Consider the following 22674-nt stretch of genomic DNA (forward strand, 5'->3'; position numbering starts at 1 on the left):
GCCTCCTCAGGCGCGCGGGTCGATGATGGCGATGCCGTCGGGCGCCCGACCGTCCATGGCCATGAGCGCGGGCACCGCGTCTTCCAGCGTCAGCCGCTCGCCGATCAGCCTTTGCGGCTGGAGCGTGCCGGCGAGGATCATCGCGAGCATGGCGTCGTAGCGCCAGGACTGCATCCCGTGGCTACCGTAGATTTCCAATTCGTGCGCGATCACCTGCGCCATCGGAATGGCGGGGGTCGTGTGCTCGCCGAGCATCAGCCCGACCTGCACGTGGCGGCCGCGCCGGCGCAGATTCCGGATCGAGTTGAAGCAGGTTTGCGAATGGCCGAGCGCGTCGAGCGAGACATGCGCGCCGCCGCCGGTAATCTCGCGGACGGCCTCCACCACGTCGGGCACCTCTTGCGCGTTCACCGTCGCCTCCGCCCCCATGGCGCGGGCGAGCGCGAGCTTGGACTCGGCGACGTCCACCGCCACGACCCGCGCGCCGAGCGCGGCCGCGATCATGACGGCCGACAGGCCGACGCCGCCGCTGCCGTGAACCGCGACCCATTCGCCGCCGCGCACCCTTGCCTGATCCACCACGGCGCGGAAGGACGTGGCGAAGCGGCAGCCGAGGCTCGCGGCGGTCGCGAAATCCAGGCTTTCGGGCAGGCGCACCAGATTCTCGTCGGCGCGCTCGATGGCGACGCATTCCGCGAACGAGCCCCAATGGGTGAAGCCCGGCTGGAACTGCGCCTCGCAGACCTGCTGCTGCCCGGCGCGGCATTCGCCGCAATGGCCGCAGGCGGCGATGAAGGGCACGGTGACGCGCTCGCCGACGCGAAAACGCTTCACGTCGCGCCCGACGGCGGCGATCGTCCCCGCGAATTCATGGCCGGGCACATGCGGCAGGGTGATGTCGCTGTCATGGCCCTTCCAGCCGTGCCAGTCGCTGCGGCACAGGCCCGTCGCCACGACCTCGATCACCACGCCGTCGGGCGCGGGCGCGGGGTCGGGCACCTGACGCACGGTCGGCTCGGTTCCGAAGCGCTCGAAGATCATGGCTTTCATCGATCGGTCCTTTCGCGGGAGTCCAGACCGGATTAGCCCGGCGCCGCGGCCGGCACAACGCGCGAGCCCCGCGCCTTGTGCCAGGCGGCACGGGAAAAACCATGCCAGGCCGCACGGGAAAATCCATTCCGATTCGCGTCCCGATGCTGTAGGCGACGGACCGATGACATCCCGCCCCGGCCGCCCCGGGGCTTCTTCGCCTTCGGAGTGCTCCCGCGCCATGACCCTTCGCGTTCACAAGGGCGACCTGCCCGATCTGTCCCGCTACACCGGCGCGGTCGCCATCGACACCGAAACGCTCGGCCTCGACACGCGTCGCGACCGGCTCTGCGTGGTGCAGCTTTCGCCCGGCGACGGCACGGCCGACATCGTGCAGATCGCCAAGGGCCAGCGCGAGGCGCCCAATCTCTGCAAGCTCCTGGCCGACACGTCGAAGGTCAAGATCTTCCACTATGCCCGCTTCGACATCGCCGCGCTCTACCATGCGTTCGGCGTCATGACGCAGCCGGTCTTCTGCACCAAGATCGCCTCGCGCCTCGTGCGCACCTATACCGACCGGCACGGGCTGAAGGATCTCGCCAAGGAGCTGATCGGCGTCGACCTGTCGAAGCAGCAGCAGTCCTCGGACTGGGCGGCCGAAACGCTGACCCCCGCGCAGCTCGACTACGCCGCCTCGGACGTCCTCTATCTCCACGACCTGATGGGCGTCCTGATGCAGCGCCTGGAGCGCGAGGGCCGCACCGAGCTCGCCAAGGCCGCCTTCGACTTCCTGCCCACCCGCGCCAAGCTCGATCTCCTGGGCTGGGACGAGGAAGACATCTTCTCGCATTCGGTCGCCCGCTAGGAACGGGCCGCCCCACGCCGAACCGATCGGCGTCTCACTCGTTCCTCTCTTTGGACAAAGGGAGAAAAACCATGAGCGAGAACCCGATCGCCGCGCTCGGCAAGCGCATCGGCGGCACCGCCAAGGAAGTCGTCGCCGAGATCACCGGCGACGCCCGGCTTCAGGAAGACGGCCGCCGCGACATCGCGGACGGGCGCAGCCCCGCCCTGGACACGCGGCCTGACCTCCGCGCCGCCCCGCGCCCGACGCAGGAAGGCCTCAAGCGATGAGCGCGGGGGCCGAAGAGACCGTCCGTCAGGCGCTTCTGGACGAACTCGGCCGACAGGCCGCGATCAGCGAGGGCGCGCTCACGATCGAGCCCGGCGAGGAGCGCGTCGTGATCAAGGGGCCGGTCGATCTCGACGAACTGGTGATGGTGGTCATGGGCTCGCTCGCCGGCGGCCCCTGACGCCAACGCGCCTTACCCGATCCTTTGCAGGTCGCGCCCGGCCCTCATCCCTTGGGGCCCGGCTTCGCAAATCCCTTGAAGGAGGCAGAACCGGCCATGTCGAACATTCCCGATAGTCCCGAGCGCAACGCGCCCGACCCGATCCTGCCCGAGCCGATCGGCGAGGACGGGTTCGTTCAGCCCCGCGAGCCGGACGAGCAGAACGAGACGGACCAGCCCGCCCCCGCCTCGACGCCGGAACGGCCCGACCGTCCTTGACCGGAGGTCAGAGCGACAGGCCAAGAAGCGCGGCAATGAGCGCCGCGCCGAGAAGCCCGTTCATGGCGAGGCGGAAGAGATCGAGCGCCGCCGCGATGTCGGCGGGCCCCGCCTCGCGCCGGCCTTCCGCGCCAAGGCATGGGGCGTCCACGACCTCCGTGCCGTAGCGGCGCGGACCGCCGAGCGAAAGCGCGAGCGCCCCCGCCATGGCCGCTTCCGGCCAGCCGGCATTGGGCGAGCGATGGGTCGCGGCGTCGCGCCAGGCCGTCGCCATCGCCCGCCGGCCGGATCGCAAGCGCCAGGCGGCGGCGAGCGCGAAGAGGGCGGCGGTGAGGCGAGCGGGCACGAGGTTCAGGAGATCGTCCAGCCGCGCCGCGCCCCAGCCGAAGGCGAAATGGCGCTCGGAGCGATGGCCGATCATGGAATCGGCCGTGTTTACCATCTTGTAGACGAAGAGCCCCGGCAGGCCGAACAGGGCGAGCGCCAGCCAGGGCGCGACGACGCCGTCCGAGGCGTTTTCGGCCAGACTCTCGATCGCCGCGCGGCTGACGCCGGCTTCATCGAGTTCGTTCGGATCGCGCCCGACGATCATGGACACGGCCCGCCGCCCGCTCTCCAGCCCCTCCTTGTCCAAGGCAGCGCGCACCGCCTCGACATGATCCCGCAAGCTCTTCTGCGCCAGAAACACCGAGGCGATCACGGCTTGCGCCAGCACCCCGGCCCAGCCGAGCGGAGCCAGCGCGCGCTGGATCAGGAGCCCGGCCCCGAGCGCGAGACCCGCCAGCAGGAGAATGGACAGGACACCGAGCGCGCGCCGCCCGGCGAACGAAAACGAAGATCGGTTGAGCCCCCGATCCGCCGCGCCGATCAGCGCGCCGAACCAGACGACGGGATGCGGCCAACGCCGCCAGAGCCAGTCCGGGTCGCCGACGATCCGGTCGATCAGGGTCGCAAGAAGAAGCACCATCGGATCAGCCACTCGCCTCGGCCAAAGCCGCACGCAGAGCCGCCGTCAGCCGCGCGGCCTCGTGCGCGTTTCGCACCGTGCCGAGGCGCAGCCAGTCCGGCCGATAGGCGAAGGGCCGGGTGAGAATGTGCCGGCGCGCAAGCCCTTCGAACAGCCCGGAGGCATCGGGCACGGACAGAAGCGAAAAGAGCGCCGTGCCGCCGACCGGCTGAAGACCCGCTGCGGCGAGCGCCTGCCGCGTCAGGCCCGCGCGTTGCCTGATTCCCTCGCGCAGCGCGGCGACGCCCGCCTCGTCCTCCATCAGGGCGCTCGCGATGGCGAGCGCCGGGCCGGACACGGCCCAGGGGCCGAAGCGCGCCGCGATCCGCGCGGTCAGCGCCCGCTCGCCCAGCGCCGCGCCGAAGCGCAAGCCGGCTAACCCAAAGAACTTGCCGAAGGAGCGCAGGATGAGAAGCCCCGGCCGCCCGGCCTCGGCGACAAGGCTCGTTCCCGTCTCGGCATCGGCGAAAGCCTCGTCGAGGACGAGAAACCCGCCCTGCGCCGCCAGCCGATCCGCCAGCGCCAGAACCGCCGAGCGGTCGAAGCGCCGCCCGTCCGGGTTGTTGGGCGAGACGAGCGTGACGAGCCTGGCCTCGGCTGGAACGTTGCTTAGGTCCGCAAAGCGCGCCACCTGATGCCCGGCCTGCGCCAGCGCGCGGCCATGCTCCTCGTAGCTCGGAAACAGCACTGCCGCCGGGCCGGGCGGCAGGAGATGGGGCAGAAGCGCGATCAGCGCCTGCGTGCCGGGCGCGAGCGCGATCCCCGCCCCCTCGCCAGCGCCCGTGAAGCGCCGGAGCGCGCGGCGCGCCCGCTCTTCCAGGGCGTGCTCGGGCAGGCGCGCCCAGAGCGCGGGGTCGATCTCCGGCAAGGGCGGGGGCGCGGGATTGATGCCGGTGGAGAGGTCCAGCCAATCCGCTCGCGCGCCGCCATAGCGCGCGAGCGCCGCGTCCAGCGCGCCGCCGTGGTGCAACGCCTCCCTCACGGCACGATCCCGTCGATCACATGGGCGAACGAGCCCATGACGCGCCCGCGCCTCAAGCCCATCGCGCCGAGATCGGTGCCCACGGCATCGCGCGCCTCGAACAGGCGATCGGCCGCCCCTTCGGAGACGATCGTCGCGTAATGAAACTCGTGCCCCGTCAGCGCATGGGCCCAGGGCGCGCCGGGCAGCGGGCGGAGGCGGCGATAGCCGAGATGGCGCTTTCGCTGCGCGAAGGAGGTCTCGACCGGCAGAAGGCCGAGCATTGCGTGCCGGATACCATCCGCATCCACCAGCCCCTCGCCCAGCGCCATAAAGCCCCCGCATTCGCCATAGATCAGCGCGCCGCGCATCGCCGCCGCCTGCATCCCCTCATGAAACCGGCTCGCCGCCGCCAGCCGCCCCGCATGAAGTTCGGGATAGCCGCCCGGCAGGAACACGGCGTCGGCTTCGTCAGCCGGCCCCTCGTCCGCCAGTGGCGAGAAGAAGGACAGCGCCGCCCCCGCCCGCCGCCAGCCGTCCAGAAGATGCGGGTAGCTGAAGGCGAAGGCGGTGTCGCGCGCCACCGCGATATGAGCGCCAAGCGGCGCCAGCGGCTTGGCGGGCGTCCGGTCTGGCGAGGCTTTGCCGAGCAAGCCCTCCAATGCGCCGGGCCGAAGCCCGCTCGCCATCCAGTCGGCGGCGCGGTCGAGAAAGCCCGCAAGGTCCGCCCGCTCGCCGGCTTGCACGAGGCCGAGATGGCGCTCGGGCAAGGTCAGCGCGGGGTCGGCGAGCAGGACCGCGAGGATGGGCAGGCCGAGCGGTTCGAGCGCGTCTCGCAGAAGCGTCTCGTGGCGGGAAGAGCCGACGCGGTTCAGCATCAAGCCGGCAAAGCGGAGAGTCGGGCGGTGGTCGCGAAAGCCGCGCACGAGGGCCGCGACGGAATGGGATTGTTTGGCGCAATCCACCAGAAGCACGACCGGCAGGCCCAGCATCTCGGCCAAGTCGGCCGCCGAGCCGGACCCATCGGCCGCGCCGTCGTAAAGGCCCATCATGGCCTCCACCACGAGCGGACGCGTGTCGGCGAAGGCTAGGGCGTGCAGGAGACCTAAGCGCATAGCGAACGGGTCGAGATTGACGGATGGCTGGCCGGTGGCGGCCGCGTGGAAGGCCGGGTCGATGTAATCCGGCCCCGCCTTGGCCGAGCGCAGCGCGACGCCCTCGCGCGTGAGATGCCGCAGCAACGCCAGCGTCGCCAGCGTCTTGCCGCTGCCCGATTGCGGCGCGGCGAGAAGGAAGCCGGCGCTCTTGTTCTGGCCTCCATTTGGAAGCCCTTCGCGTTCGATCTGGCCGCCCTCTCCCTCGTTCACTCGTCGCCTCGCCACCCGCACCGTGTCGCGCCCGGTCTACCAACCTTCCCGCCGCCCCTTCAACCGCGCGGCCGCGCGCTGGCGATGGATTCGGCTTGCCAAACTCGAAGGATCGAAGGCGCCGGTCCCTTTCGCCGGCTAACGAGAAGAAAGGCCGGGTTGCAGGGCAAGGCCGAACCATCGCGGCGTCGGCCGGAACGGCGCGGCGGGATGAGGCGACCCGCGCTGGCCCTCGCCTTGCGCGGCAACGTGGCGGGCCTATAAGCCCTCCCATGGGCTTCAATCTCGGCAAGCGGCGGGAGACGGGCGCGCCCCGGCGGGACGGCGCGGCGCTCCGGCGCGGCTGGACGACGGGGGCCTGCGCCACGGCCGCGACCAAGGCCGCGCTGGAAGCGCTCCTGACCGGCCAGTTTCCCGATCCCGTCGAGATCACCCTGCCGAAGGGCGAGCGGCCCGGCTTCGCCCTCGCCCGCACGCGCCTCGATGCGGCGTCCGCCACGGCGAGCATCGTCAAGGACGCGGGCGACGACCCAGATGTGACGCATCTGGCCGAAATCGTCTCCACCGTTCGCCTCGGCTCCGCCGGCTCCGGCCTCGTGTTTCGCGCGGGCGAGGGCGTCGGCACGGTGACGCGGCCGGGCCTGCCGATCCCGCCCGGCGAGCCGGCGATCAACCCCGTGCCGCGCCGAATGATGGCCGAGGTGGTGGAGGCGCTCTGCGCGGCGCATGGGCGCACAGGTGATGTCGAGATCACGATTTCCGTCACCAACGGAGCGGCGCTGGCGGAGAAGACCTGGAACGGGCGGCTCGGCATTCTCGGCGGGCTGTCGATCCTCGGCACGACCGGCATCGTCCATCCCTTTTCCTGCTCGGCCTGGATTCACTCGATCCATCGCGGCATCGACGTCGCGCGCGCGGCCAACCTCTCCCGCGTCATCGCCGCGACGGGTTCGGCCAGCGAGGACGCCGCGCGCCGGCTCCATCCCGAACTGCCCGACATCGCCTGTCTCGACATGGGCGACTTTGCCGGCGGCGTTCTCAAATATCTGCGCCGCCATCCCGTGCCCCATCTGACGCTGGCGGGCGGCTTCGCCAAGCTCACCAAGCTCGCTCAGGGCTCGCTCGACCTTCATTCCGGCCGCAGCCAGGTGGACTTCGCCTTTCTGGCGGAACTGGCCGCCACCCCGGCCCTGACGCCGCGTATCCTCGCCGCCAACACGGCCAAGGAAGTGCTCGACCTCACGAGGCAAGTCGGCATCGATCTGGCCGAGGCCGTGGCGCACCGCGCCCTCGCGACCATCCGCGACACGCTGGGCGAGGCTCCGGTCGCGGTCGAGGTGCTGGTGGTGGACCGGGCGGGCGCGGTGATCGCGCGGATCGGTGGCTGAGATGGCGCAAGCGCCTTTCGCACTCCTTCTCGGCGGCACGGCGGAAGCCTCGGCTCTGGCGCGGCAGTTGCGGACGATCAGGCCGGACATCCGGCTCCTCCTCTCGCTGGCGGGGCGCACCAAAGCTCCCACTCTGCCGGAGGGCGTGGAAACGCGGATCGGCGGCTTTGGCGGCGCGGACGGCTTGGCCCGCTTCATCCGCGAGCACGGCGTCACATGCCTCCTGGACGCCACCCATCCCTATGCCGTCGGCATGTCGCGCAACGCGGCCGAGGCCGCACGCTTAGCCGGCATTCCCCGAGCGACATTCCTGCGTCCCCCTTGGGAGCAGACCGACGGCGACCTCTGGCAGGAGGTCGCCTGCCTGCGCACCGCGCGCGATGCGCTGCCCCTGGGGGCGCGGCCGTTTCTGGCGCTGGGCAGCCAGCATATCGCCCCGTTCCGCCACCGCCCGGACCTTCGCCCTGTGTTGCGGCAGGTGGATGCGCCCGCCGAACCGCTGCCTTTCGCGGCGACGCTCGTCACCGGCAAGCCTTCGGAGGACGTCGTCGAGGAAGCCGCGCTGTTGCGCGAGCACGGCGTCACCCATCTCGTCTGCCGGAATTCGGGCGGCGCGCGGGGTTACGCCAAGATCGCGGCGGCGCGGAAGCTGCAACTGCCCGTCATCCTGATCCGCCGCCCGCCCGAACCGGACGGGCCGATCCTGCGCTCGCTTGACGCCGCGCTTAGCTGGCTGATTTCGCCTTCCTGACCGGGCGCAGGATATGCGGATGGCTGGCGTCGTAGAGCTTGGAATCCACGAAATCCTTCGCCCCGAGCGCTCGCCCGACGAAGACGAGCGCGGTGCGGGTGAGCTTGGCCTCGCGCACCGCGCGGGCAACGGTGGAGAGCGTCGCGCGGATGAACTGCTCGTCCGGCCAGCCGACGCGATAGGCGACGATGACGGGGCAGTCCGGCCCGTAAGCCGGGATCGGCCCCAGCTCGCGCTCGATATGGGCGAGGTTGCGGATGGAAAGGTGGATCGCCAGCGTCGCGCCGCTTTTGCCGAGCGTCGCCAGGTCTTCGCCCTCGGGCATGGCGGAGGACTTCATCGCCGTGCGGGTGACGACGATGGTCTGGCAGACTTCGGGCACCGTGAGTTCGGTCTTGAGCGCGGCGGCCGCCGCTGCGAAGGCCGGCACGCCCGGCGTCACGTCATAGGGAATGCCGAGCGCGTCGAGCCTGCGCATCTGCTCGGCCGTCGCGCCATAGATCGACGGATCGCCGGAATGGACACGCGCCACGTCCTCGCCCCGAGCGTGCGCGGCCTGCATTTCCGCGATGATCTCGTCGAGATGCATGGGCGCGGTGTCGAGAACGCGCGCGCCCTCCGGCGCGGATTTCACGATCTCTTCCGGCACGAGCGAGCCGGCATAAAGGCAGACCGGGCAGCGCTCGATCAGCCTCAAGCCGCGCAGCGTGATGAGATCGGCCGCGCCGGGGCCGGCCCCGATGAAATGAACGGTCATGGTGTTTCCGAAATGCTGGTGCCGGGCTTGGCGGCATAGCCGCGCGGCGTATAGGCGAAGCGGCGCCCTTCGCCCGAGGTGAAGGCGCGCGTGTTGGACGAGCCGACCACGACGACGGTCAGCATGTCCACCTCGTCCACGTCGAGCTGGGCCAGATCCACGATGCGCACGCTCTCGCCGGGGCGGCCGAGATTGGTGGCGAGCACGACGGGCGTATCGGCCGGGCGGTGCTGAAGCAGCACGTCGCGCGCATGAGCCAGCTGCGTGCGCCGGCGCTTGGAGACGGGATTGTAGAAGGCGATCACGAAATCGCCCTCGGCCGCCGCCTTCACGCGGCGCTGGATGTCCTCCCACGGCGTCAGGAGGTCGGAGAGCGAGATGGTGCAGAAGTCGTGGCCGAGCGGCGCGCCGGCCCGCGCCGCGGCGGCCTGGAGTGCCGAGATGCCGGGCGAGACCTGAACCTCGATCCGGCGCGCCGCGTCCGACACGCCGCCCCGGTCCATCAGCTCGAACACCAGCGTCGCCATGGCATAGATGCCGGCATCGCCCGAACAAACGAGCGCGACGTGGCGGCCCTCGGCGGCGAGTTCCATGGCATGACGCACCCGCGCTTCTTCCGCGCCGAGGTCGAAATCATGCCGCGCCTTGCCGCGCGCGAGCGGCCCGAGGAGATCGAGATAGAGCGAATAGCCGACGAGATCGGTCGCGGCTTGCACCATGCGCGAGACCTCCGGCGAACGCCAGCCTTCCGCGCCCGGCCCGATGCCGACCACGAAAAGCGTGCCTCGCCCCCGGCCAATGCCATTGGCATCCAACGGCTGCGGCGCGCGGGCGAGCGCGGCCGTAGTGCGGGCGGATTTGCGCTTGGGAAGGATCAACTCGCCCCCTTCGCCCGCTCCAGCGAGCGCTGCGCCCTCGGCGACGCCATGACAGCCCGTTTCGCGAAACACGATGTCGGACGGGTTGGCAAGGCGAGGCGCTTGTGCCTCCAGCGTCGCGGCGTCGAAGAAGCGGGCGGGAACGCCGAAGCGCTCGGCCACGGCATGAACCGCCGGCTCGTCGGCTTTCAGGTCCAGTGAGGCGACCGCTGCGAGCGAAAGGGGCGAGACGCCGGCTTCCGCCAAGGCCGCTTCCGCCAGCGCCAAGGCTTCCTCGGCGGGCGCGCCGCGTTCGGCCCCGATGCCGAGAACGAGGGTTTTGGGGCGATAAAGCAGTTCGGCCGCAGCCGGTTCGCGCGCGGCGTTCGACACGGTCAGCGCGATGCGCGCGTCATCCGACACGGGGATGGAGGAGTTTGCGAGCCAGGGCGCGTCGCCCTCGATCCAGGCGAAGTCGCCCGCGACGAGATCGGCCATGACGGCTTTGGCATCGCCGGGATTTTCGAGGACATAGCCTGCCGGCGGCGCGTCCAGCGCTACGCCGAAGCGAAGATCGCCGGCCGTGGTGACGGCCGCGAAACCGCCCGTGATCGCCGCCACCCGCCGCGCCCAGTCGTTCGCGCCATGGTGGCCGCCGAGGAGCGGCACGACGGCCGAGCCGTCCTCCGCGATGGCGAGAACCGGCGGCTCGGCGTGCTTGTCGGCAAGATGGGGGGCGAGAAGGCGGATCAGCGCGCCCGTCGCCATCAGCGCCAGGATCGGCCGCCCCTCGGCGAAGAGGGTGCCGAGATGCGCGCCGACATCCCCGAAGCTCTGGTCGGCGTTGGAAACGCGCGGCGCGAAGCCATGGGTCTCGCCGCCCAGCGCATCGCGCAGACGCTCGGCCAGCGCGAGGGAGGCGGGCGTGAGGCAAAGGTAAGCCGGCTCACTCATAGATGATGCCCAAGAATGGCGGCCTCCTGGCCCTTGTAGAGAAGGATGAGCGCGAAATAGGGGGCCGTGTCGCCGGTCTCGGCCAGCGGCAGCACCCGCTCGCCGGCCTGCGTCACGCGCTCGGCATAAAGGGCGCTGTCGGTCAGCCCCATCTCCGCGATCAGGCTTTTGACGCGAGCGAAATGGCGGCCGAGCTTGAGGATGGCGACGCTCTCCGCCGCCTCGATCCCGGCGCGCAGCGCCGCGTCGGGCAGGGTCGCGGGCAGAACCGCGAAACGGTCGTTTCGCACCACGAGAGGGCGCTTGGCGCAGGCGGCGGCGGCCATGACGGAGGAGACGCCCGGCACGATCTCGGCCGGGAAGTCGGCGCCCAGCCGCGCGAAGAGATGCAGGAAGGAGCCGTAGAAGAACGGATCGCCTTCGCAGAGGACAGCGACGTCCCGCCCCGCTTCCAGATGCGCGGCGATCTCGGGCGCGGCGGCGTCATAGCCGCCCTGCCCCGGCGCGCGATCCACCGCCATGCAAAGGCCGATCGGCAGTTCGACCTGGCCACCCGGCAGATGCGGCGCGGCGATGGCGCGGGCGAGCGAGGGCGAACCATCGGGCGCGGGATAGGCAATGACGGGCACGGTTTGCAGGATGCGATGGGCCTTCAGCGTCAGAAGCTCGGGGTCGCCCGGGCCGAGGCCGATGCCATAGAGCGTGCCGCTCATGCGCCCGCCTCCTTCGTCAGGTGCCAATGGAGAACGGGCATGGAGGGCCGCCAGCCCCGAAACGGGCCGACCGGCGCGGCATGGTCCACCGAGACGCGCAGGAGATCGCCGCCGTGCTCGGCGTGAAGGGCCAGGAGTAGGGCCTCGGATTCCAATGTCACGGCATGGGCCACCAGCCGGCCGCCGGGCTTCAAAGCGTGGTAAGCCGGCGCGAAGACGCCCTCCGTCAGCCCGCCGCCGATGAACACGGCGTCCGGCGCGGCGAGCCCGTCGAAGGCCTCCGGCGCGCGCGCGGGGATGATGGTGATGCCGGGCGCGGCGAGACGGATGCGGTTCTCCCGGATGAAGGCGAGGCGCTCCGGGTTCGGCTCGATGGCGAGCGCTCGCGCGCCGGGTGCCGCGCGGCACCATTCAACGGCAATGGCCCCCGAGCCCGAGCCGACATCCCACAGGAGTTCACCCGCGCGGGGTGACAGTGCGGAAAGAGCCAGCGCGCGAAGGACGCGCTTGGTCATCTTGCCATCGTGGCGAAAGGCCTCGTCCGGCAGACCGGGGCCGGGCGGCCAGACTTCAACACCTTCAGAGGCCATGCATTCCACGGCGACGGTGTTGAGCGCGGCAACGTTCGAGAGGTCGAAGGTCTCGGCCCGCGCCTCGCTGATGCGCTCCTTCGAGCCGCCGAGATGTTCGAGAACATGGACGGGGCTCGCGCCATAGCCGGCCTGCGTCAGCAGGGCGGCGAGCGCGGCGGGCGAGGCACCGTCCTCGGACAGGATGAGAAGCCGGCGGCCAGGCGCGAAATCCGCCGCCGCGTTCTCCAGCGCGCGGCCATGCACGGTGAGGCAGCAGACATCCTCCAGCGCCCAGCCGAGACGCGCGGCAGCCAGCGAGAAGGCCGAGGGCACAGGCCAGACGCGGAACTCGGCCGCATCGAGCACGCCGCGCAGCCATTTCGCCGGCCCGAACCAGGACGGATCGCCCGTCGCCAGCACCACGGCCCGTCGCCCGCGCGCGGCGAGAATGTCGGCGGCGCTCTCCGCGAAGGGCGAGCGCCAGGGCTGGCGGGTGGCGGGATGCGTCGCGGGCAGCATGGCGAGATGCCGATGCCCGCCGAAGACGATCTCGGCACGGGCGAGACGGTCGGCGGCTTCCGGCGAAAGGGTCGCGAGCCCCCCATCACTGATGCCGATCAGGTCGAGCCAGGGGGCCGTCATGCGAGCCCGCCCCGCAGGCCGGCCGCCAGCGCATTGACCGCCGCCGCCGCCATGGCGCTGCCGCCGCGCCGGCCGAGAAGCGTCGCGAAGGGCACGCCGCGCGGGCGGGCGAAAAGTTCGTCCTTGGATTCGGCCGCGCCGACGAAGCCGACCGGAAAGGCGAGGATCGCGGCGGGCGGCGCGGCCCCCTCGTCCAGCCGCTCCAGAAGATGGAACAGCGCGGTCGGCGCATTGCCGATGGCGACGACGGCACCCGCAAGCTCGCCTCGTTCGATCCAGAGATCGACCTGCGCGGCCGAGCGCGTCGTGCCAAGGCGGGCGGCGAGCGGTGCGAGGTCGGGCTCGCTCAGCCGACAGGTCACGGCATTGCAGGCCGGCAGATGCCGGGCGATCACGCCATGCGCCACCATCTGCGCATCCACCAGAACCGGCGCGCCGGCTTGCAGCGCCTGATGGCCGCGTGCCACGAGATCGGCGGACAGTCGCAAGTCCGCGATCGCATCCACCATGCCGCAGCTATGGGCGACGCGGATGGCGAGATCCCGCGCCTCCTCCGGCAGGCGCTCCAGCAAGGGCGCGCCTTCCCGCCGGATCGTGGCGAAGCTCGCCTCGTAGATCGCGGCGGGGTCCCTCAGATAGTCCAGCCCCACGAACTCACCCCCGCTTCAGCGAGCGCGGCCCGAGCGGGTGATCGGCATGAGGATAGGGGTGATGCGTATGCGCGTGGCCGTGGCCGTGGCCGTGGCCGTGGCCGTGGGAATGATCGTGATCGTGCGAATGGCCGTGCGCGTGACCGTGCGCATGATCATGAGAATGATCGGCCGAATGGGCGTGATCATGGGTGTGGGCATGGTCGTGCCCGTGGTCGTGGCCGTGCCCATGATCATGGCCGTGGTGGTCGTGTCCATGATGGTGATCGCCATGGTGGTGAACGTGGTCATGCCCATGCGCGTGCGCGTGCCCATGGCCATGATCGTGTCCCTGCCCCTGCGGCTCCGCCGCCGGCCCCGTGCCGATGCCCTCGACATGGTGGTGATGGCTTTCCTGCGGCAGGCCGACTTCCGCCTCGAAGCCGAGCACCTGCTCGCGGTACTTGCACATCTGGCAGTTCATGTTGTTCGTGCCTTCGAGGATCTCGGTCAGGCGATCCACGAAGGTTTCGACCACGAGGTCATGCGCGCCGAGGTAGCCAGCTTTCAGGAACTTCACGTCCGGCTGCTCGGCGGCGACCGCGTCGGTCGAGGAATAGATGCGGTCCACCAGAATGCCGGTGAACAGGAAATAGGGAAACACGACGATGCGCTTGTAGCCGAGGCGCGAGACATGGCGCAGCGCCGGCTCCACCAGAGGGAAGGTGACGCCCGAATAGGCCGTCTCGCCCCAGCCGAAGCCCAGGCCCTCCCAGAGCATCCGCATGACCTTGGCGACGTTGGAATTGGCGTCGGGGTCCGACGCGCCCCGCCCGACGACAACCAGCATCGTGTCGTGCAGCGGCTCGCCGTCGCGCCAGCCATCCAGCCGCAGCGCCTCGCGAATGCGCTCGCCGGCCGCGCGGATCATCTTGGGGTCGATGCCGAGCTCGCGTCCATAGGTGATGGAAACGTCATTCGACGCCGCATAGGTGTTGAGAACGGACGGAATGTCGTTCTTGGCATGGCCGGCGGCGAACAGCATGCCGGGCAGCGCCAGGATTTCCCGCGCGCCCTTTTCGCGCAGCGCGTCGAGCCCGGTGCGGATGATGGGGGTGGCAAATTCCAGATAGCCGTATTCCACCGTCCAGTCCGGCAGACGGCGGGCCATCTTTTCGGACAGGCCGCGAAATTCCTCCACCGCGCCGCGATCGCGCGAGCCGTGGCCGCACAGCATGAGAGCCTTCATGGACGCATGTCCTCCGTCGTCAGGTTGCGCCGGAGAACGGACCTCACTGATCAGCGAAGCGCCGCGTCCGACAGTTTCCGCTTCGAGCCCCCGGTTTGGGTCGGCCGTCCCGGAATCGTTTTTGCAAGAGCCCAGGCGGACATGATCCACGCGAAGGCACCGTCAGGCCCCGCCTTAAAGCCGGGATGCGCGCCGGCGTCAAACCGGGCTGGCCGACAAGGGCGCGCCATCGCCCCGCCCCATACCAGCAGGCGGAGAATGCCTGTCTCATGAGCTCGGCTGTTGCGCGCCCTCGCTCCCCGGCGCTCCGCTCGCCGCCACGCCCCGACGCGCGGCCCAGGCATTATCCCTCGGCTCGGGAAAACACGCTTCCCACTCGATAGCCTTCCCCTGCGCGCCATCGCCGCATGCGGGCTGCTAGAACAAAGGCCACGACCGAATCACCGGAACGCCGCCCGTGTCCGCTTTCTCCTTCCTCACCCGCAACGCGCGCTGGCTGGCGGGCGGGTTTTTGCTGCTATTCGCCTCGTCCTTCGGGCAGAGCTTCTTCGTGGCCCTGTCGGGCGGCGATATCCGGCGGGACTTCGGGCTGTCGAACGGCGATTTCGGCCTGCTCTACATGGGCGTCACGATCGCCTCCGCCTTCGCGCTCGCCTGGATCGGGCCGGTGGTGGACCGCTGGCCGGCCCGGCGCTCGGCTCTCGTCGCGCTGGCGGCCCTCGGGCTCGGCGCGCTGGCGCTCGCCCTGTCGCGCCATGGGCTCGGGCTCGTCGCGGCGCTTTTTGCCTTACGTCTGTTCGGGCAGGGGTTTGCGGTCCATGCCGCCTATACGCTGCTCGGCCGCTGGTTCGGGCCGAGCCGGGAGGGCGGGCGCGGGCGGGCCGTCTCCTTCGCCTCGCTCGGGTTGAACACGGGTCAGGCGCTGTTGCCATTGGCCTTCACGGCGGGCGCGGCCTGGCTCGGCTGGCGCGGCGTCTGGCTCTCGGTCGCCGTGCTTCTCGGCTTTCTCCTGCCGCTTGCCGCCTGTCTCTTCGCGCGCGAGCGGCAGCCCGAGACGGCGGCGGGCGCGGTGCCGCCGGCGGAGGGCTGGACGCGGGCGCAGGTGCTGCGCGATCCGCTCTTTCCGCTGCTTCTCATGGCCATGCTGCCGCCGGCCTTCATCTCCAACACAATCCTGTTTCATCAGGTCTATCTCGGCGAGCTGCGCGGCTGGTCGCCCGGCCTCTTCGCCAGCGCCTTTCCGCTCTATGCGCTGGTGACGGTCGGCTCGCTGCTTCTGGCCGGCCGGCTGGTGGATCGCTTTTCGGCCCGCGCGCTCCTGCCCTTCTATCTCTTGCCGCTCGGCCTCGGCTGCCTCGTGCTCGGCACGGTGGAAGGCCCCGTCGCGGCGTTCCTCTTCATGGCGCTCTACGCCTTGAGCGACGGGGTCTCGCTGACGCTGTTCGGCACGCTCTGGCCGGAGGTCTATGGTGTCAGGCATCTCGGCGCGATCCGCTCGGCCATCGTGCCGCTCATGGTGCTCGCCGCCGCCCTCGGGCCGGGCCTGGCGGGCGTGCTGATCGACCGGGGCGTGCCCTATCCCCTGCTGCTCGGCGCGATGGGCGTCTATTGCCTGGCGCTCTTGCCGCTCCTGCTCGCCGCGCGGCCAGCGGTGGAAAAACGCGCGGCTGGATAAGATCACCCGACTTGCAACGCTTCCCGCAACGGGCCTAAGACCGGAGCGGCCAACGTGCGGCGGGAGCGCTTGCCGCGTCTTCGCCCGGTGGCCCCTTCCGCATCCGCCGGTCCCCGCATCCTCCCTTGAGGGATCGCGCCGGCCCTCCTGCCCGTGGTTCCTCCATGCCCCTCGATCTCGTCTTTCTCCTTCTGGTCGGTGCGGCGTTTCTGGCCGGGTTCATCGACGCCATCGCGGGCGGCGGGGGCATGATCACGGTGCCGGCTCTGCTGCTCGGCGGGGTCGATCCGCTCACCGCGCTCGGCACCAACAAGCTGCAATCGCTCTTCGGCTCGGGCTCGGCGACGCTCGCCTATGCGCGCAAGGGGCATATGCGCGTGCAGGATATGGGAGGCGCTGGCCTCCTGTCGGCGGGCGGCTCGGCCTGCGGCGCGCTTCTGGCGGCCTCCTTGCCGCTCGACTTCCTGCGCACCCTTCTGCCCTTCCTCCTGATCGCCATCGCGATCTATTTCGCGCTGAAGCCCGGCCTGTCGGATGTGGATCGCGAGCGCCGCCTGTCGCCCCGGCGCTTCGCGCTGGTCGTGGTGCCGCTGATCGGCGCCTATGACGGCTTGTTCGGTCCCGGCACCGGCTCCTTCTTCATGCTCGCCTTCGTCGGGCTCGCGGGCTACGGCGTCCTCAAGGCGACGGCGCACACCAAGTTCCTGAACTTCGCCTCCAATGTCGGCGGCTTCCTGGTCTTCGCCAGCGTCGGCACGATCGACTGGAAGCTCGGCTTCGCCATGGGCGTCGCGCAGTTCGTGGGCGCGCGCGTCGGCGCGGCCTCGGCCATGCGCTTCGGCGCGCGGCTCATCCGCCCGCTTCTCGTCACCGTCTGCATCGCGCTCGCCCTGCGCCTTCTCTGGTCATGAGCGGGCCGCGCGTTCCCGCCCTGATGCTCCAGGGCACGGGCTCGGATGTCGGCAAGAGCGCGCTCGTGGCGGGTCTCTGCCGCCTGTTCCGGCAAAAGGGGCTTAATGTGCGCCCCTTCAAGCCGCAGAACATGAGCAACAACGCCGCCGTCGCCCGCATTCCCGAAACCGGCGAATGGGGCGAGATCGGCCGCGCGCAATGGCTTCAGGCGCTCGCCTGCGGCGCGGAGCCGAGCGTCCACATGAACCCGGTTCTCCTCAAGCCCCAGAGCGAGACCGGCTCGCAGATCGTGGTGCAGGGGCGCGTCGCCGGTGCCGCGCGCGGGGCCGACTACCAGCGGCTGAAGCCGACGCTTCTGGGCTCCGTTCTGGACAGCTTCCAGAGGCTGGAAGCCGAGGCCGACCTGATCCTGGTGGAGGGCGCGGGCTCGCCGGCCGAGATCAACCTGCGGGCCGGCGACATCGCCAATATGGGCTTCGCGCGCGCCGCCGACGTGCCGGTCGTGCTCGTCGGCGACATCGACCGGGGCGGCGTCATCGCCTCGCTGGTCGGCACGCACACGATCCTGCCGCCCGAGGACCGCGCGCCGATCCGTGGCTTTCTGATCAACAAGTTCCGGGGCGATGTCAGCCTGTTCGACGACGGGCTCGCCGCCATCACGGGTTTCACCGGCTGGCCGAGCTTCGGCGTGGTGCCCTGGCTCAACGAGGCCCGCCATCTGCCGGCCGAGGATTCCGTGGCGCTGGAAGCGCGCCGAGCGCCTTCACGCAGCGCGGCCGATCTTCTCGTCGCCGTGCCGGTTCTCGATCGCATCGCCAACTTCGACGATCTCGACCCGCTCGCCGCCGAGCCTGATGTCGAGGTGCGCTTCGTGAAGCCCGGTGAGCGCCTGCCGGCGGAAGCCGGGCTCGTCGTCCTGCCCGGCACCAAATCCACGATCGCCGATCTCCAGGCCTTTCGCCGCAACGGATGGGACGAGGACCTTCGCGCCCATCACGCGCGCGGCGGACGCATCCTCGGCCTGTGCGGCGGCTACCAGATGCTGGGCCGGCGCATCCACGACCCTGATGGCGTGGACGGCGCGATCCCGGAGGCCGAGGGGCTGGGGCTGCTCGACGTCGAGACGGTGATGAAGGGGCCCAAAACCGTGCGCGCCGTCGCCGGCCTGTCGCATGAGGGCTTGGCCGTCACCGGCTACGAAATCCATATGGGCTGGACGGACGGACCCGACCGCGCCCGACCCTTCGCGACGATCGAGAGGCGCGCGGAGGGCGCGCGCAGCGCCGACGGGCGGGTCGAGGGCACCTATCTCCACGGCGTCTTCGGCTCGGATGGCTGGCGCCGACGCCTCCTCCAGAGCTTCGGCCTGGAGGGTTCCGACCGACCCTATCTCGCGGGCGTCGAGGCGGCGCTGGATGCCATCGCGGCGCGGTTGGAGGCGCATCTGAACATCGACGCGCTCTGGGCCATCGCGCGGGAGCGCGCCCGCAAGTCCTGACCACCGCGCGAACACGAAGGCTCGGCTCGCTCTTCGGCCCAGCGCGCGTTTCACGGAAGGCCGCGCGGTGAAGGGCGGCTTCCCCTCTCCGCAGCCGCATCGGCCTGCCCCTAGGCGGTTCGGGCCGCCGCCTTGGAAGACGTTCGGGCGCGCACCCGCACCCGCCCCTCATTCGCCGTCGAGATAGGCCTTGAAGCGCGGCGCCCAGCTCGGCTCCCAGCGCGACAGCGGCGGGCGGTTGCTGGCGACGTCGTCGGCGGCCCAGCGGATGCGCTTCTCGTCCATCTCGCGCGTCGTCTCGTTGTCGGGGCAGAGAATGTAGAAGTCGCCCGCCTCCAGGCGCTCCAGCATGAAGTCGACCGTCTCCTCCGGCGTCCAGGCGCCGGCGGGCTTCTCGGTGCGGCCGCGCCGGGTGAGATCGGTCCACACGAAGCCGGGGATCAGGAGCGCGGCCTCGACGCGGTTGTCCGGCCGGTTGCGCAGCTCGTGCTGAAGCGCCTCGGTGAAGACCTTCACGCCCGCCTTCGACACATTGTAGGCGGGGTCGCCCGGCGGCGTGGTGATGCCCTGCTTGGAGCCGGTGTTGATGATGAGGGCCGGCTGGCCATGCGCCATCATCGCGGGGCCGAAGATGCGGGTGCCGTTGATGACGCCGCCGAGATTGATCGAGAGAACCGCGTCCCACTCGCCCTGCTCGCCGAAGATCGAGGAGCCCGGCTGGATGCCGGCATTGTTCATGAGGACGTGAACGGGGCCGAGCGTGTCCGCGACATGCTGCGCGGTCTTGGCGAGACCGGCGCGATCGCTGACGTCGCAGGCGGCCGCGACGACGCGGCCCTCCTCGCCGGCCAGCTCGGTGAGCATTGCGTGGGCCTGCGCGAGCTCGTCCATGCGCCGGTCGACCACGGCGACCTTCAGGCCGCGTTCCACGAAGCGCCGGGCGGCGGCGAGCCCGATGCCGCTGGCGCCGCCGATCACGACGGCAGTGTGAAGCGGAGCGATGGCCGGATGATGCATGAACTCGTCTCCCGTCGATTCGAAGCGTTGCCGGGTCTGGATAGCAGCCGCCAGTGGAAACGCGAAAGCGGGCCGCCCGGCCGCGACATTTTAGCCAGCTTCGAGTAAAGCCCGGGCCGCGAGACCCATTGTCGTGCACGATGGATTGACGCTGCAAAAGGGAAACGCCAACGTCCCCGCGAACTTATCTCGTGACGATCGCCCTGGATTACCGCCTCCCGTGATACACACCCCTCATTCCGCATCCCGGCAGGAGCTTCTGGCCGAGATCGCGCGCCTGCAGGGTGTGATTGCCGCTCTGCCGATTGCCCCGCCCCAGCCCGATGGGGAAACGACGCACGACCAGATCCGCGAGATCGCGGAAATGCGGGCCGAGGCGGCGAGCTATCTGCGCGCCGCGCGCCGCTTGTCGCGCGAGGACGCCGAAGCGGCAGACCTGCCCTTCGCCGCGCCCGAACCGGCGGACGGGGAGCGGGTGGCGGCGTCCGAGCCGGCGGAGGCGGCGTCAGAGGCCAGCGATCTCGCCTCGCGCCTGCGCCGCAGCGAGGCGGCGCGCCTCATGTCGGAAGAGCGTCTGGCGCTCGCCTTCGAGGCGTCGGGCTCGCTCGGCTGGTGGGACTGGGACCTCAAGGCCGACAAGGTCTATGCCGGCCCTTATTTCGCCCGCATGTTCGGTGTCAGCCCGGCCGAGGCGGAAGCGGGCGTGCCCTTGCGCTTCTTCGTGGAGGGCATCCACCCGGAGGACCGCGAGCGCGTCGCCGCCTCGATCCAGGCCGCGATCACGCAGGGCAGCGACTTCAGCGAGGACTACCGGCTGTTCAACCGGCAGACCGGCACCACGACCTGGCTTCATGCGCGCGGGCGCGCCTTCAACGACGCGGAAGGTCGCCCCTTGCGCTTTCCGGGCGTGGCGATCGACACCACGGCCTATCGCGAGGGCGAGGAGCGCAAGGCGGCGCTGGTGGCGCTCGGCGAGCGGCTGCGCGAGCTGCACGAGGTCGGCGCCATCGCCTTCGCGGCGGCCGAGGCCATGGCGACGCAGCTTCGCGCCACGCGCGCCGGCTTCGGCGTGGTGGACCCGATCCGCGAAACCGTCCAGATGCAGCCCGACTGGCGCCTGCCGGGCGTCGTCAGCCTCGCCGGCCTGCATCATTTCCGCGACTACGGCTCCTTCATCGACGATCTCAAGCGTGGCGAGACCGTGCTGATCGAGGATGTCGCCACCGATCCGCGCACGGGAGCCCATCACGCTTCGCTGGAGGCGATCGGCATCCGCGTTCTCCTCAACGTGCCGATCATGGATCACGGGCAATTCTCGGCCGTGATGTTCGTCCATTACGACCGGCCGCACCGCTTTTCGGAGGCCGAGCTTCGCTTCGTGCGCACGGTGGCCGACCGCGCCCATGCCGAGATCGGCCGCTGCCGCGCCGAGGAGCGCGAGCGGATGCTGAACCACGAACTCAGCCACCGCCTGAAGAACACGCTGGCCATGGTGCAGGCGATCGCCGCGCAGACGCTGCGCAACGCGCCCGACATGCCGACGGCGCGCGAAACGCTCGGCAACCGGCTGGCCGCGCTCAGCCGCGCGCATGATCTTCTCCTCGGCCGCAGCCGCGACGCCGCCGACATCCGTGCCGTGGTGGGCGACACGCTGGCGCTGCACGACGACGGGCAGGACCGCATTCGCCTGTCCGGCCCCGCGCTCGACATCGGCTCCGACGCGGCCCTGTCCATGACGCTGATCCTGCACGAGCTCGCCACCAACGCGGTGAAATACGGCTCGCTTTCCGTGCCCGAGGGCAAGGTGGACCTCGCCTGGAGCACCGGACATCGGGAGGGGGCGGACGTCTTCGAACTCGTCTGGCGCGAGAGCGGCGGGCCGAAGGTCGCGGACCCGAGCCGCCGGGGCTTCGGCTCGCGGCTGATCGAGCGCGGCCTGCCCGGCTCGGTCGGCGGCAGCGTCGAGCAGAGCTATGCCGAAACCGGCCTCGTCTGCCGCATCGCCGCGCCGCTCTCGGCGATCCAGAGCGGCGACTGAGAGGCTTTCCAAAGGCGGACGCCGAACCCGCCTCGCGGGCGGGCTCGCGATGGCGACAAAGTGGCGTTTGTTTGTTGGCTTAGAAACCTTTCGCGCGCTCGCGCTTTAACGGGGCATGAGCACGCTCCCAAAACACGCCGTGGCCCTCGTCGCCGAAGATGAGCCTCTCCTGAGGATGGAAGCGGTCGACCTCCTGGAGGATGCCGGCTTCACCGTGCTCGAGGCTGCCAACACCACGCAGGCGCTTCGCCATCTGGCGGACACCGACACGATCGAACTTCTCTACACCGATATCGAGATGCCCGGCCCGATCGACGGGATCGATCTGGCCAACGAAGTCGCCGCGCGCTGGCCGCAGGTGCGCATCGTCGTCTGCTCGGGCCGCGTCCAGCCCGACGAGGGTCGGCTGCCGAGCCAGGCGCGCTTCGTCTCCAAGCCGGTCAGCTCCGCGCTGATCCTCAGCACGGTGGAAAAGGTCCTGCCGCACGGCTGACCCTTGCACGGGCGGGCGAGCCGTGAATCGTTTGACTTGGGGCGCGGGCGGTTTATCCTCGGGAATGGATGGTCCCGCGCCGCAAGTTGCGCGCACGGGCTAAGAGGGAATGCGAAGGGCCGACTTAAACCAAGGGCCCGGATCGCAGCCGACCCCGCGACTGTAGAGCGGAGAGGTTCCTCCACCGGCGGATGATGCGCCGGAAACGCCACTGGATCTCGATCCGGGAAGGCAGGAGACGACCGATGACCCGCGAGCCAGGAGACCTGCCATCCCTTGCGAAGGCGGCCATTCCGGCCGTCGTCACGGAGGTTGATGCCATGACCCGGACCGCCATCCCGGCCGTTCACCCCATTGCCGCGCCCGCGCAGGCGCGCTTCGCCATTGCCGCGTTCGCTCTCGCGCTCGGCGCTTTTCTCGTCTGGGGCGCCGGCTTTGCCAGCGCGAACGCCCTGCACGACACCGCGCATGACGCGCGCCATGCCATGGGCCTTCCCTGCCACTGACGCTTCGCCCGACCGCGCCGGCCTGACCGCCGCGCCGATCCGACCCGTCTCATCTCGCGGATGCGCGTCTTGGCGCATTCCGATCGCAG

General features: G+C 70.4%; 23 protein-coding genes and 1 riboswitch. Of the genes, 12 read left to right on the top strand and 11 right to left on the bottom strand.

Annotated elements, in window-relative coordinates; translation table 11 throughout:
* Window positions 1-6: 6 nt before the first annotated feature.
* Window positions 7-1050, bottom strand: a complete 1044-nt coding sequence (locus B146_RS0109515; protein ID WP_019996206.1) for a zinc-dependent alcohol dehydrogenase family protein — start codon at window positions 1048-1050, stop codon at window positions 7-9.
* Between the two features lie 220 nt (window positions 1051-1270).
* On the opposite strand from B146_RS0109515, the gene B146_RS0109520 reads away from it, so the two are divergent.
* From B146_RS0109520 to B146_RS28975, 4 genes are all read left to right on the top strand, one after another.
* Complete coding sequence (locus B146_RS0109520) at window positions 1271-1894, top strand: ribonuclease D (RefSeq protein WP_019996207.1); 624 nt, start codon at window positions 1271-1273, stop codon at window positions 1892-1894.
* A gap of 71 nt (window positions 1895-1965) precedes the next feature.
* On the top strand, window positions 1966-2163 hold the full coding sequence (locus B146_RS0109525; protein ID WP_019996208.1) for a CsbD family protein: 198 nt from the start codon (window positions 1966-1968) through the stop codon (window positions 2161-2163).
* Window positions 2160-2342 carry a hypothetical protein gene (locus tag B146_RS0109530; protein WP_019996209.1) on the top strand — a complete coding sequence of 61 codons (183 nt, stop codon included), beginning with the start codon at window positions 2160-2162 and terminating at the stop codon, window positions 2340-2342. Before B146_RS0109525 ends, B146_RS0109530 begins: the two co-directional genes overlap by 4 nt.
* Window positions 2343-2438: 96 nt before the next feature.
* Window positions 2439-2600 carry a hypothetical protein gene (locus tag B146_RS28975; protein WP_019996210.1) on the top strand — a complete coding sequence of 54 codons (162 nt, stop codon included), beginning with the start codon at window positions 2439-2441 and terminating at the stop codon, window positions 2598-2600.
* Window positions 2601-2607: 7 nt separating this feature from the next.
* Here B146_RS28975 and cbiB read toward each other — a convergent pair whose 3' ends face one another.
* Genes cbiB through B146_RS0109550 form a run of 3 tightly spaced genes read right to left on the bottom strand, consistent with a single transcriptional unit; the run spans window position 2608 to window position 5910 of the window.
* A complete protein-coding gene (gene cbiB / locus B146_RS0109540; RefSeq protein WP_019996211.1) occupies window positions 2608-3567 on the bottom strand; it encodes an adenosylcobinamide-phosphate synthase CbiB in 960 nt (319 codons plus the stop codon).
* 4 nt (window positions 3568-3571) lie between these two features.
* Window positions 3572-4588 carry a threonine-phosphate decarboxylase CobD gene (gene cobD / locus B146_RS0109545; RefSeq protein WP_040408372.1) on the bottom strand — a complete coding sequence of 339 codons (1017 nt, stop codon included), beginning with the start codon at window positions 4586-4588 and terminating at the stop codon, window positions 3572-3574.
* Window positions 4585-5910, bottom strand: coding sequence for a cobyrinate a,c-diamide synthase (locus tag B146_RS0109550; protein WP_051091539.1), 1326 nt, complete (start codon window positions 5908-5910; stop codon window positions 4585-4587). The genes cobD and B146_RS0109550 overlap by 4 nt, the downstream gene beginning before the upstream one ends.
* Window positions 5911-6206: 296 nt before the next feature.
* Here B146_RS0109550 and B146_RS0109555 point away from each other — a divergent pair, with 296 nt between their 5' ends.
* Together B146_RS0109555 and B146_RS0109560 are read left to right on the top strand one after the other, a co-directional pair.
* Window positions 6207-7322, top strand: a complete 1116-nt coding sequence (locus tag B146_RS0109555) for a cobalt-precorrin-5B (C(1))-methyltransferase (RefSeq protein ID WP_019996214.1) — start codon at window positions 6207-6209, stop codon at window positions 7320-7322.
* Between the two features lies 1 nt (window position 7323).
* A complete protein-coding gene (locus B146_RS0109560; RefSeq protein WP_019996215.1) occupies window positions 7324-8073 on the top strand; it encodes a cobalt-precorrin-6A reductase in 750 nt (249 codons plus the stop codon).
* On the opposite strand, the gene cobM is transcribed toward B146_RS0109560, so the two are convergent.
* The 6 genes from cobM to B146_RS0109590 are packed head-to-tail and all read right to left on the bottom strand — an operon-like array spanning window position 8048 to window position 14446.
* On the bottom strand, window positions 8048-8830 hold the full coding sequence (gene cobM, locus B146_RS0109565) for a precorrin-4 C(11)-methyltransferase (protein WP_019996216.1): 783 nt from the start codon (window positions 8828-8830) through the stop codon (window positions 8048-8050). The two genes, B146_RS0109560 and cobM, sit on opposite strands and share 26 nt — an antisense overlap.
* Entirely contained in the window at window positions 8827-10641 is a 1815-nt protein-coding gene (cobJ, locus tag B146_RS0109570; RefSeq protein WP_019996217.1) for a precorrin-3B C(17)-methyltransferase, read from the bottom strand. The genes cobM and cobJ overlap by 4 nt, the downstream gene beginning before the upstream one ends.
* Entirely contained in the window at window positions 10638-11354 is a 717-nt protein-coding gene (gene cobI / locus B146_RS0109575; RefSeq protein ID WP_019996218.1) for a precorrin-2 C(20)-methyltransferase, read from the bottom strand. The genes cobJ and cobI overlap by 4 nt, the downstream gene beginning before the upstream one ends.
* Window positions 11351-12568: a precorrin-6y C5,15-methyltransferase (decarboxylating) subunit CbiE gene (cbiE, locus tag B146_RS0109580; protein WP_019996219.1), complete on the bottom strand. Its 1218-nt coding sequence runs from the start codon at window positions 12566-12568 to the stop codon at window positions 11351-11353. The genes cobI and cbiE overlap by 4 nt, the downstream gene beginning before the upstream one ends.
* Window positions 12565-13218 carry a precorrin-8X methylmutase gene (locus B146_RS0109585; protein ID WP_019996220.1) on the bottom strand — a complete coding sequence of 218 codons (654 nt, stop codon included), beginning with the start codon at window positions 13216-13218 and terminating at the stop codon, window positions 12565-12567. The genes cbiE and B146_RS0109585 overlap by 4 nt, the downstream gene beginning before the upstream one ends.
* A 4-nt stretch (window positions 13219-13222) precedes the next feature.
* Window positions 13223-14446, bottom strand: a complete 1224-nt coding sequence (locus B146_RS0109590; protein WP_019996221.1) for a sirohydrochlorin chelatase — start codon at window positions 14444-14446, stop codon at window positions 13223-13225.
* Window positions 14447-14903: 457 nt separating this feature from the next.
* Between B146_RS0109590 and B146_RS0109595 the strand changes: the two genes are divergently transcribed.
* The 3 genes from B146_RS0109595 to B146_RS0109605 all read left to right on the top strand — a co-directional run bounded on the left by B146_RS0109595 (window position 14904) and on the right by B146_RS0109605 (window position 18531).
* Window positions 14904-16121 carry an MFS transporter gene (locus B146_RS0109595; protein WP_019996222.1) on the top strand — a complete coding sequence of 406 codons (1218 nt, stop codon included), beginning with the start codon at window positions 14904-14906 and terminating at the stop codon, window positions 16119-16121.
* Between the two features lie 164 nt (window positions 16122-16285).
* On the top strand, window positions 16286-17032 hold the full coding sequence (locus tag B146_RS0109600) for a TSUP family transporter (protein WP_019996223.1): 747 nt from the start codon (window positions 16286-16288) through the stop codon (window positions 17030-17032).
* A complete protein-coding gene (locus B146_RS0109605; RefSeq protein WP_019996224.1) occupies window positions 17029-18531 on the top strand; it encodes a cobyric acid synthase in 1503 nt (500 codons plus the stop codon). The genes B146_RS0109600 and B146_RS0109605 overlap by 4 nt, the downstream gene beginning before the upstream one ends.
* A 168-nt stretch (window positions 18532-18699) precedes the next feature.
* Here the strand turns inward: B146_RS0109605 and B146_RS0109610 are convergent, their stop codons facing one another.
* Window positions 18700-19548 carry an SDR family NAD(P)-dependent oxidoreductase gene (locus tag B146_RS0109610; RefSeq protein WP_019996225.1) on the bottom strand — a complete coding sequence of 283 codons (849 nt, stop codon included), beginning with the start codon at window positions 19546-19548 and terminating at the stop codon, window positions 18700-18702.
* A gap of 220 nt (window positions 19549-19768) precedes the next feature.
* Between B146_RS0109610 and B146_RS25610 the strand changes: the two genes are divergently transcribed.
* The 3 genes from B146_RS25610 (at window position 19769) to B146_RS0109625 (ending at window position 22585) form a co-directional block, all read left to right on the top strand.
* The gene (locus B146_RS25610) at window positions 19769-21586 is read left to right on the top strand and encodes a sensor histidine kinase (RefSeq protein ID WP_155897431.1); all 1818 of its coding nucleotides are present in this window, start codon (window positions 19769-19771) and stop codon (window positions 21584-21586) included.
* Window positions 21587-21701: 115 nt separating this feature from the next.
* Window positions 21702-22079, top strand: a complete 378-nt coding sequence (locus tag B146_RS0109620; RefSeq protein ID WP_040408373.1) for a response regulator — start codon at window positions 21702-21704, stop codon at window positions 22077-22079.
* A 52-nt stretch (window positions 22080-22131) separates the two neighbouring features.
* Window positions 22132-22367: riboswitch (cobalamin riboswitch) on the top strand.
* Window positions 22368-22399: 32 nt separating this feature from the next.
* Window positions 22400-22585, top strand: a complete 186-nt coding sequence (locus B146_RS0109625; RefSeq protein WP_026358486.1) for a CbtB domain-containing protein — start codon at window positions 22400-22402, stop codon at window positions 22583-22585.
* Window positions 22586-22674: the final 89 nt, after the last annotated feature.

The organism is Aureimonas ureilytica DSM 18598 = NBRC 106430 (assembly GCF_000382705.1).
GTDB lineage: Bacteria > Pseudomonadota > Alphaproteobacteria > Rhizobiales > Rhizobiaceae > Aureimonas > Aureimonas ureilytica.

Coding starts and splice junctions, on each gene's coding strand:
- B146_RS0109515 (WP_019996206.1), bottom strand. CDS start 1,050: ATGAAAGCCATGATCTTCGAGCGCTTCGGAACCGAGCCGACCGTGCGT.
- B146_RS0109520 (WP_019996207.1), top strand. CDS start 1,271: ATGACCCTTCGCGTTCACAAGGGCGACCTGCCCGATCTGTCCCGCTAC.
- B146_RS0109525 (WP_019996208.1), top strand. CDS start 1,966: ATGAGCGAGAACCCGATCGCCGCGCTCGGCAAGCGCATCGGCGGCACC.
- B146_RS0109530 (WP_019996209.1), top strand. CDS start 2,160: ATGAGCGCGGGGGCCGAAGAGACCGTCCGTCAGGCGCTTCTGGACGAA.
- B146_RS28975 (WP_019996210.1), top strand. CDS start 2,439: ATGTCGAACATTCCCGATAGTCCCGAGCGCAACGCGCCCGACCCGATC.
- cbiB (WP_019996211.1), bottom strand. CDS start 3,567: ATGGTGCTTCTTCTTGCGACCCTGATCGACCGGATCGTCGGCGACCCG.
- B146_RS0109555 (WP_019996214.1), top strand. CDS start 6,207: ATGGGCTTCAATCTCGGCAAGCGGCGGGAGACGGGCGCGCCCCGGCGG.
- B146_RS0109560 (WP_019996215.1), top strand. CDS start 7,324: ATGGCGCAAGCGCCTTTCGCACTCCTTCTCGGCGGCACGGCGGAAGCC.
- cobM (WP_019996216.1), bottom strand. CDS start 8,830: ATGACCGTTCATTTCATCGGGGCCGGCCCCGGCGCGGCCGATCTCATC.
- cobJ (WP_019996217.1), bottom strand. CDS start 10,641: ATGAGTGAGCCGGCTTACCTTTGCCTCACGCCCGCCTCCCTCGCGCTG.
- cobI (WP_019996218.1), bottom strand. CDS start 11,354: ATGAGCGGCACGCTCTATGGCATCGGCCTCGGCCCGGGCGACCCCGAG.
- cbiE (WP_019996219.1), bottom strand. CDS start 12,568: ATGACGGCCCCCTGGCTCGACCTGATCGGCATCAGTGATGGGGGGCTC.
- B146_RS0109590 (WP_019996221.1), bottom strand. CDS start 14,446: ATGAAGGCTCTCATGCTGTGCGGCCACGGCTCGCGCGATCGCGGCGCG.
- B146_RS0109600 (WP_019996223.1), top strand. CDS start 16,286: ATGCCCCTCGATCTCGTCTTTCTCCTTCTGGTCGGTGCGGCGTTTCTG.
- B146_RS0109605 (WP_019996224.1), top strand. CDS start 17,029: ATGAGCGGGCCGCGCGTTCCCGCCCTGATGCTCCAGGGCACGGGCTCG.
- B146_RS0109610 (WP_019996225.1), bottom strand. CDS start 19,548: ATGCATCATCCGGCCATCGCTCCGCTTCACACTGCCGTCGTGATCGGC.
- B146_RS0109620 (WP_040408373.1), top strand. CDS start 21,702: ATGAGCACGCTCCCAAAACACGCCGTGGCCCTCGTCGCCGAAGATGAG.
- B146_RS0109625 (WP_026358486.1), top strand. CDS start 22,400: ATGACCCGGACCGCCATCCCGGCCGTTCACCCCATTGCCGCGCCCGCG.